Here is a 6,584-nt window from a genome sequence, read left to right as displayed (position 1 = left end):
GGTTCCGATGTTTCTGGGTTATGTCTGCTATGGCTACGGGCTTGCGCGCATTCCGGCCAGTATGGCAACCACGATCACTCTGCTGGAGCCGGTTATAGCCGCGCTGCTGGCCGTTGTGCTCGTTGGTGAAAGGCTGCCGCCTTACGGATGGGCAGGCGTCGGTCTGATAATTGCGTGTCTTGGGATCATTACCGTTCCGGCCGAAAAGTTACGTTTCAGTCTGTTCCTGCAACGAAAAGAAAATTTTGAAATCTCAGAAAGGAAAGAATTATGAAAGATAAAGCCTCATTTGACTCATTTTCGGCTCTCGATATGCGTGCCGGTACCATTATCAGAGTTGAGGAGAGTAAAACATCCAAGCCCACGTGGCGGATGACGATTGACCTTGGACCCGAGCTGGGAACCCGGGTGTCATGCGGAGCGTATACAAACTATGAAGCCGGAGAACTGCAGGGAACACAGGTAATCTGCATCATCAATCTGGGTACCATGAAGATGGGACCTGAAAAGTCAGAGGTGCTGGTACTTGGTGTGTCTGACGGTTCAGGCGGGACCATACCGCTGACAACAGAAAAGCGCGTCAGTAACGGTGAGTGCGTTTTCTGAAACCTGGCGACTTTATATGGCGGTGTGCTGAAGTTATAGATCACCGCTTTCCTTCAACCTCACCGACAGATAAAGCCAGATAGGGGTAAGAAAAGGCTTCCGTTAGCTTCGAGTAAATATGTCCGCTTTGTGCCAATAGAGGACGTTAACAAGGGTGCCTTTCTGATTCCTTGCCTGACTATGCTCTGCACAGTGAAACATTGATCTCTTTCTGCTTTCATTTATAGTTAAGCGCCTGTTCTGACAAGATCAGGCTTCGCGGTCAGTGTTCATCCCCTGATGCACCGGCTTAATTCAGTCCTGAAGGCATTGGTTGCCGTAAAGGAGAACTCAAAAAATCATGCGTCTTACGCCACCCTGAGTCGTAACCCTCCCCTGTCGCACTGAGTAGTTTCAGTCGCGCACTCAAAAACATCCCGTCTGCGGATGTGCTTTTTAGTACCTGAAATTTTTGCCCTTACGGGCTGACTGTATTCAAAATCTGAGAAATTACTATGCTGCTGTCCTCGACGCGTAAGGACTGGCTGGGCAACGTCCGTGGTGACGTGCTCGCCGGTATTGTCGTCGCGCTCGCGCTTATTCCTGAAGCGATCGCGTTTTCCATCATTGCCGGAGTTGACCCGCAGGTCGGCCTTTACTCGGCGTTCTGTATTCCCGTGGTTATGGCCATCTTTGGCGGACGTCCCGCCATGATTTCATCGGCCACCGGCGCCATGGCGCTGCTGATGATAACCCTGGTGAAAGACCACGGCCTGCAGTATCTGCTGGCGGCATCAGTGTTAACCGGCCTGCTGCAGCTGGCTGCCGGCTACCTGAAGCTTGGCAGCCTGATGCGCTACGTGTCGCGCTCTGTTGTGACAGGCTTCGTCAACGCGCTGGCTATTCTGATATTCATGGCGCAGCTGCCGGAGCTGACAAACGTGACCTGGCACGTTTATGCGCTCACCGCCGCTGGCCTGGCAATCATCTACCTCTTTCCGTACCTCAATAAAACCATTCCCTCCCCGCTGATCTGCATCGTGGTGCTGACCGCCATTTCCATGTGGTTGCACCTGGACGTTCGCACCGTGGGCGACATGGGCAAACTGCCTGACAGCCTGCCGGTATTCCTCATTCCGGACATTCCGCTGAACCTGGATACGCTGCTGATTATCCTGCCTTATTCTGCCGGCCTTGCCGTGGTGGGACTGCTGGAATCCATGATGACTGCCACTATCGTGGACGACATGACCGACACCCCGAGCGATAAAAACCGCGAGTGCAAGGCGCAGGGTATTGCCAACGTCTGCACGGCATTTATCGGCGGCATGGCGGGCTGCGCCATGATCGGTCAGTCGGTGATTAACGTGAAGTCTGGCGGGCGCGGACGCCTCTCCACCCTGACGGCCGGACTGGTGCTGCTCTGCCTGATTATCTTCCTTCGTGACCAGGTATCGCAGATCCCGATGGCGGCGCTGGTCGCGGTCATGATCATGGTTTCCATCGGCACCTTCTCCTGGCGATCCATCACCGACCTGCGCCGCCATCCGCTGTCAACCAGCTTGGTCATGCTGGCAACCGTGGTCGTGGTGGTGGCAACCGACAATCTGGCCTTCGGCGTGCTGACCGGGGTGCTGATTGCCTCGCTGAATTTTGCCACCAAGGTAGCTCGCTTTATGACGGTCAAATCGTCACTGGAGGGCGATACCTGGACCTATACCGTGACCGGCCAGGTCTTTTTTGCCTCCGCCGATCGCTTTATGAGTCACTTTGACTTCAGGGAAGCGGCAGAGCGCGTGGTCATTGACGTCACACACGCTCACTTCTGGGACATTACCTCCGTGAGCGCGCTTGATAAGGCGGTGATTAAGTTCCGCCGGGAAGGCGCTGAGGTGGAAATACTGGGCATGAACGACGCCACCCGTACCCTCGTTGACCGCTTCGGCGTGCATGACAAGCCGGAAGAAGCGGAAAAACTGATGGGCGGGCACTAACCGACAGGAGATTCAGCTATGAACAATACCGTTGTGGCCTGCGTGGACGGTTCGCCGTCAACCGGGCCGGTCTGTGACTACGCGGCGTGGGCCGCCGCCGGCCTCCCGGCGCCACTGTCCCTGCTGCACGTGCTGGAAAAAGATGGTCATCCGGCCGTCTCTGACCTGAGCGGCAGCATTGGCATTGACAGCAAAGAGTTGCTGACCGAAGAGCTTGTGCGCGTGGAGGGTGAGCGCAGCCGCCTGCTCATGGCACAGGGTAAAGCCATTCTGAGCGGTTGCGCGGAGCGGCTGTCCCGTGCGGGGGTTCCGGAAGTGCGTCAGCTACAGATGCACGGCGCGCTGGATGAAATACTTGCCGGACTGGATGACGTCAGGCTGATGGTTCTCGGACGACGGGGCGCGGAACATACAGTGGGCAGCCAGCTGGAAAGCGTCATCCGCCTGCAGAAAGAGCCCGTGCTGGTCGTGCCTGAAACGTTCAGCGCACCATCCCGGGTGCTTTTTGCCTGGGACGGCAGCGAGGCCAGCCGCCAAAACCTGACCCGGCTGACCGTGAGCCCGCTGCTTCGCGGTCTGGCCTGCCATGTTGTGATGGTGAACGGCGACGATGCTTCACTGCATGATGCGCAGCAAATCCTGCAGGCAGCCGGCATCGATGCAGAGTCCCGGCTGATTCAGGATGAATCCGTCTCGCGCGGCCTGTGTCGTTACGCGGAGGAGAACGGCACGGACCTGATCGTGATGGGAGCCTGGGGACACTCCCGGCTGCGCCAGTTCTTTATCGGCAGTCACACCACGGCGATGCTGGCTGAAAGCCGTCATCCGCTGCTGATGCTGCGGTAAACTTTACGGGCCTGCAATCGCGGGCCCTTTTCATAACGCGCCTCCGGAACATCAGTCCCAGAGCAGTTCATTTGTGCGGCACCTTTGTCAGCCGCGCTCGGGGAATACCATGCGTCAGCTGTTTCGCTTTATGTATCAGCACGGCAGCCATCTGGCTTTTGCCGCGATACTGATGGCAATGTCGAGTTTCGGACAGACTTATTTCGTATCGCTTTACGGGCAGGACCTGCGTCAGGCATTCGGGCTCAGCGACGGCGGGCTGGGCGGCCTTTATGCCGCCGGCACCGTAATGAGTGCCGTCACGCTGACCTGGGTAGGCCGGATGATTGATTACACCACCACCCGTCGCTTCACCCTGGCCGTTACCCTGCTGCTGATAACGGCGTGCCTGCTGGTCTCCGGCGCGCAGGCGGCATGGATGCTTTGTGCAGGCTTTTACCTGCTTCGCCTCGGCGGGCAGGGGCTGATGGTGCATACCGCCCTGACGGCGACTGCGCGCCAGTTTCCGCTTGATGCCGGCATCGCGCTGGGCCTGTCGCTGGCGCAGGCGCTGTTTCCGTTGGCTGCTGTGCAGATTAACTATCTGACGGGATGGCGCATTGCCTGGCTGATAAACGCTGTGGTTCTGATTGCCGGCGTTGCGCTGGCTGTCAGCTGCCTTCCGCGCGCTGCCGAAAAGCCGCTGCGGACGTTCAGAAAGCGGGGCGCAGAGAAGGTTCGCGAAGCGTCAGTATGAAAGAACCGGAATCTGCTTCTTGCCCTGCCCGCAGTGCTGGCGTCACCTTTCATCACTACGGGCTTCTTTTTCCATCAGGCGCGCCTGGCAGAGGAGAAAGGATGGGCACTGTCGTGGGTTGCAGGGTGGTTTATTGCCTACGCGATAACGCAGGCGGTTTCCCTGTTATCATTTGGTCCGCTGATAGACCGGATGACGCCACGCCGTCTGTTGCCGTGGTTTCTGCTGCCGCAGGGCGCTGGCATGCTGGCGCTGTGGCTCAGCAGCAGTCAGTGGGTCACGCCGTTTTATCTCATAATGACCGGCGTATCGTCAGCCATTGCGTCCACGCTGGCGACCGCGCTGTGGGTGCAGCTGTTTGGCTCCGCGCAGCTGGCAAAAGTGCGATCGGCCGTTGAGGCAGGTACTGTGCTTGCCAGCGGCGCTTCCCCGGTCATCATGGGTGTGCTGATTGATCAACACGTCACTCTCAGAAGACAGGCACTGATTTGCCTGGTCTTCATTCTCGCTGCCAGCCTGGTCGCAACCCGGGTTCAGGTAGCCAGCCCCGAGGACATAAACAGTTAAATACAGGACTTATCTGACAGGCCCAAAGTGCAGTAAGTAAATTCAACTCTGTACCAAAGCGGACAACGTCCGCTTTTCGCTCATAGCGGACCTTGCAGTACACTGGTCTGTTTCGTGCCAGAAGCGTAAAAATGCTTTTATGTAAGCTTAATAAGACAGCCATTTTTCGGCTTACTCCTACTAATCTTCTGATAACTATCTTAACTGTGTTGTGTCTTTGATTAAGCAACAAGCCCTACTGTTTGAGGTGTTATTCACAATCAGTCTCAATCACGCTTTTCTTACCCAGCACTGCAACAGCCATTCCTGAAGCGACTATCCCAATAAAAATCGTAGTTATTAACAGTGATAATGACAGCGATGTCACAGTCAGAAGGGCACTCGCAAATATCACACCCATGGCATTGGAGGTTCGCAGTAAGGCGAAGACTTCGGCTTTCAGATGCGGAGGAGACATTTCATCAAGTACAAGCGAAAAATGTGTTCCAAGTGGGGCAATGACAGAGCCAATACACATCACACCCACAATGGTTGTAATGACGGAGAAATTAACAGTAACCATCAAAGCCCCTAGCATCATCAGACACAGATGTAAAAGTACTGTGCCGGGTGCAGACATCCGGTTGCGGATACTGACCCAGACTCCTCCCATGACAGAGGCAAGGCACAGGGGAACGGTGAAAAAAATGGCATAAAATGGCTCATACCGAAAGTTCAGGGCTAACGCCACAGCACCTATCTCAACGGCTGCGACGGTTGCTTCAGCTGCAGTAGAGCATATAAGCACCAAAGCAACCGGTCTTGTCAGTGCTCTTTGCCTGGTTTTAACCACGGCAGGGGAGCTCCGGATATTAAGCCGGGGAATGAGAACAACGGGAAGTATACCCAGAGCGGTAATGACGAGCAGAGAAAACAACGGGGAGATGCTTCCCAGTCCTGATGCGGCCACGGGAGCCAGAACAAAAACCATCTCATTCAGAGTCGCGGCCATACCCAGCCCACGTGGTAAACGGTTTGCGTTAACCACGTGGTTTAATATCACCCTTAAATACCCCTGAGCTGCACCATTTACCAGTCCGGCCAGACTGGCAAGTATGACTAATACCGTAAAAGGCAATTTATACCATGATGCCAGTACTATGCAGAGTAAAGCCATAGAACGAGTCAGCGTCAGAAGCTGGAAGTAAGTGACCGAGTTAAAGCGGTTGCCCAGGCGTGTAAACGGGATCACGCCAATAACCTGAGCAATCGTCATGGCAAGGATCATCGCTGCTCCGCCTCTGCTGTCGCCTGTGATACTGAGTGCAAGCAATGAGAATGCAATGGGACCAGCTGCCTGTGGAAAGCTCAGGAAAGCTGATGAAAGAAGCCATCTGATGAACGACCTGGACTTTTCCCCTTCAGGAGTAGCAGATGATTTATGAAGTTCCCGGGAAGACTTTTTGCTGATATTCATTAATCGTTTTACCGAAATTAGCGCCTGTGATTTCTGTAACCTGGCGGTGACAGAAGGGCTATAGGCCGTATCTGATTGCCGGATATACATTGTGCAAAACACTTCTTACCTTAATCGATGAACCATGAATCGATGAACCATGTAAAAAAACCAGCCTGGTGAAGAAGCTACATTCATACTGCCCGTGCGGTACTGCTTTACTCAAGAAAGGTCATTTCGGGCAACCTGTTTTCAAACCTTTATCATGGATACCGGCTCTAACGTGTACCTGTGGCAGCCGTACGCGCAGGTATAATGCCAGCCAGCTTTACCAACCAAGTACAGTATGCGTGTTGCCCATCACACAGCAGTAAGAAAGCACTCCAGTAAATACCAAACGAGCGTAAAAAAGTGTACTCTT

The 6,584-nt window shown here is 54.8% G+C and carries 7 protein-coding genes; 6 read left to right on the top strand and 1 reads right to left on the bottom strand.

Annotation, left to right across the window (positions count from 1 at the left end; genetic code table 11):
- From ACMGG5_RS24335 to ACMGG5_RS24310, 6 genes are all read left to right on the top strand, one after another.
- On the top strand, positions 1 to 274 hold a 274-nt coding region (locus ACMGG5_RS24335), incomplete at its 5' end, for an EamA family transporter (protein WP_420278641.1).
- Positions 271 to 606, top strand: a complete 336-nt coding sequence (locus ACMGG5_RS24330; RefSeq protein ID WP_119916884.1) for a protein secretion chaperonin CsaA — start codon at positions 271 to 273, stop codon at positions 604 to 606. The genes ACMGG5_RS24335 and ACMGG5_RS24330, both read left to right, overlap by 4 nt.
- A 494-nt stretch (positions 607 to 1,100) precedes the next feature.
- Entirely contained in the window at positions 1,101 to 2,579 is a 1,479-nt protein-coding gene (locus tag ACMGG5_RS24325; protein WP_248175885.1) for a SulP family inorganic anion transporter, read from the top strand.
- A gap of 18 nt (positions 2,580 to 2,597) precedes the next feature.
- Positions 2,598 to 3,425, top strand: a complete 828-nt coding sequence (locus tag ACMGG5_RS24320) for a universal stress protein (RefSeq protein ID WP_022624485.1) — start codon at positions 2,598 to 2,600, stop codon at positions 3,423 to 3,425.
- A 109-nt stretch (positions 3,426 to 3,534) separates the two neighbouring features.
- Positions 3,535 to 4,161 carry an MFS transporter gene (locus ACMGG5_RS24315; RefSeq protein WP_248175886.1) on the top strand — a complete coding sequence of 209 codons (627 nt, stop codon included), beginning with the start codon at positions 3,535 to 3,537 and terminating at the stop codon, positions 4,159 to 4,161.
- Positions 4,162 to 4,194: 33 nt separating this feature from the next.
- On the top strand, positions 4,195 to 4,728 hold the full coding sequence (locus tag ACMGG5_RS24310; RefSeq protein ID WP_248175887.1) for an MFS transporter: 534 nt from the start codon (positions 4,195 to 4,197) through the stop codon (positions 4,726 to 4,728).
- A 250-nt stretch (positions 4,729 to 4,978) separates the two neighbouring features.
- On the opposite strand, the gene ACMGG5_RS24305 is transcribed toward ACMGG5_RS24310, so the two are convergent.
- Entirely contained in the window at positions 4,979 to 6,274 is a 1,296-nt protein-coding gene (locus ACMGG5_RS24305) for an MFS transporter (RefSeq protein ID WP_248175888.1), read from the bottom strand.
- Positions 6,275 to 6,584 lie beyond the last annotated feature (310 nt).

The organism is Enterobacter sp. BNK-34, from assembly GCF_048684445.1.
GTDB classification, from domain to species: Bacteria; Pseudomonadota; Gammaproteobacteria; order Enterobacterales; family Enterobacteriaceae; genus Enterobacter; species Enterobacter pseudoroggenkampii.
Note: the sequence above shows the minus strand (reverse complement) of the source record. Positions and strands in the feature narration are given on the sequence as shown.

Coding starts and splice junctions, on each gene's coding strand:
- ACMGG5_RS24305 (WP_248175888.1), bottom strand. CDS start 6,274: ATGTATATCCGGCAATCAGATACGGCCTATAGCCCTTCTGTCACCGCC.
- ACMGG5_RS24325 (WP_248175885.1), top strand. CDS start 1,101: ATGCTGCTGTCCTCGACGCGTAAGGACTGGCTGGGCAACGTCCGTGGT.
- ACMGG5_RS24320 (WP_022624485.1), top strand. CDS start 2,598: ATGAACAATACCGTTGTGGCCTGCGTGGACGGTTCGCCGTCAACCGGG.
- ACMGG5_RS24330 (WP_119916884.1), top strand. CDS start 271: ATGAAAGATAAAGCCTCATTTGACTCATTTTCGGCTCTCGATATGCGT.
- ACMGG5_RS24315 (WP_248175886.1), top strand. CDS start 3,535: ATGCGTCAGCTGTTTCGCTTTATGTATCAGCACGGCAGCCATCTGGCT.